Raw genomic sequence first — 1,690 nt, 5'->3', positions numbered from 1 at the left:
GCGCTCGCCTATGGAAACTCGGTGGTGTTCAAGCCCGCCGACCTGGTGCCGGGGAGCGCCTGGGCCCTGTCCGAGATCATCGTGCGCGCCGGGCAACTGCCTGCAGGCGTGTTCAATCTCGTGATGGGTCCCGGTTCGAAGGTCGGCCAGACTCTCGTTGCGTCGTCCAAGGTCCGCGCGCTCACATTCACTGGCTCGGTCAGCACCGGGCGCCGCATCGGCATGGCGTGCATGGAGCGCGGCGCGAAGGTGCAGTTGGAGATGGGCGGGAAGAACCCTCTCGTCGTGCTCGACGACGCCGACCTCGAAGTCGCCGTCAGCGTTGCGACGAATGGGTCGTTCTTTTCCACGGGCCAGAGGTGCACGGGATCGAGCCGGTTGATCGTGCAGGCCGGAATCCATGATCGCTTTGTCGCGGCGTTGCGCGAGCGGCTGTCAACGTTGAAGGTGGACCATGCCTTGAAGGCCGGCACCGACATCGGGCCGGTCGCATCGCAGGACCAGCTCGACCAGGACCGGTTCTATATCGACCTGGCGCGTCAGGAGGGATGCACCGTGGCGTTCGGGGGCGAGCTGCTCGAACGCGAGGCGCCGGGCTACTACCTGTCGCCAGCCTTGATCACTGAGACCCACAACCAGATGCGCGTCAACCGCGAAGAGATCTTCGGACCGGTCGCCACGGTCATTCGCGTGGCCGACTACGAAGAGGCCTTGCACGTGGCCAACGACACGATCTTCGGCCTGTCGTCGGGGATCTGCACGACGTCGCTGAAATACGCCACCGACTTCAAGCGCCGATCGACCGCGGGAATGGTCATGGTCAATCTGCCGACGGCCGGGGTGGACTACCACGCGCCCTTCGGCGGCCGCAAAGGCTCCAGCCACGGGCCTCGGGAGCAGGGCGCCTACGCCCGCGAGTTCTACACCAGCGTCAAAACCGCCTACACCCTGGCTTGAGCAGCATGCATTCGATATCAGGAAACACGAGAATTTTCGGCATCCTGGCCGACCCGATCCACCACGTAAAAACACCGCAGGCCATCAACCGCTTGTTCGAATCCATGGGGTTCGACGGCGTCATGGTCCCTTTTCATGTGACGCCCGGCAGCCTCGGCGCAACCTTGCATGGGCTCCGCGACATCCAGAACCTGGATGGCTTTGTCGTCACGGTCCCGCACAAGACAGCTGTGGTCGACCTCTGCGATGAACTCACCGTTGGCGCCCAGCAGGTCGGTGCCGTCAACGTGATTCGGCGCACGCCCGAAGGACGCCTCATTGGCGGAATCCTGGATGGCGATGGTTTCGTCGAGGGGCTTCGCGCGGCCAACATCGCGTTGAGTGGCCAGTCGGCGTACCTGGCCGGGGCGGGTGGCGCCGCGAGCGCCATCGCGTTCGCGCTGGCCAAGGCGGGCGTCAGCCGCCTGACCATCGCCAATCGCTCCGCGGAGAAGGCGCGATCACTGCTCGCGCGGGTTGCGCAGGCGTATCCCGCCGTGCGGGTTGCCGTGGGCAACGAAGTTGCCTCCGGGCACGGCCTGGTGATCAACGGGACGTCGCTTGGGCTGCGACCCGGCGATGCACTGCCACTGAACACCGAGACCCTGGACGCGGCGCAGATCGTCGCGGAAATCATCATGGAGCCGGCACAGACGCCATTGCTGGCCGCGGCCGCCGCGCGTGGTTGCAGAAC

2 protein-coding genes are annotated in these 1,690 nt (G+C 65.5%); both read left to right on the top strand.

Features of this window, described 5'->3' with window-relative positions; all coding sequences use genetic code 11:
- A partial coding sequence (locus EEB15_RS32965; protein ID WP_141514223.1) for an aldehyde dehydrogenase family protein occupies positions 1-957 on the top strand: 957 nt, incomplete at its 5' end.
- Between the two features lie 5 nt (positions 958-962).
- The coding region (locus EEB15_RS32960; protein ID WP_141514222.1) for a shikimate dehydrogenase at positions 963-1,690 on the top strand (728 nt) is incomplete at its 3' end.

Origin of the sequence: Ramlibacter sp. WS9 (assembly GCF_003797765.1) — a bacterium.
Taxonomy (GTDB): domain Bacteria; phylum Pseudomonadota; class Gammaproteobacteria; order Burkholderiales; family Burkholderiaceae_C; genus Ramlibacter.
This window is presented reverse-complemented; position numbering and strand designations above follow the sequence as displayed.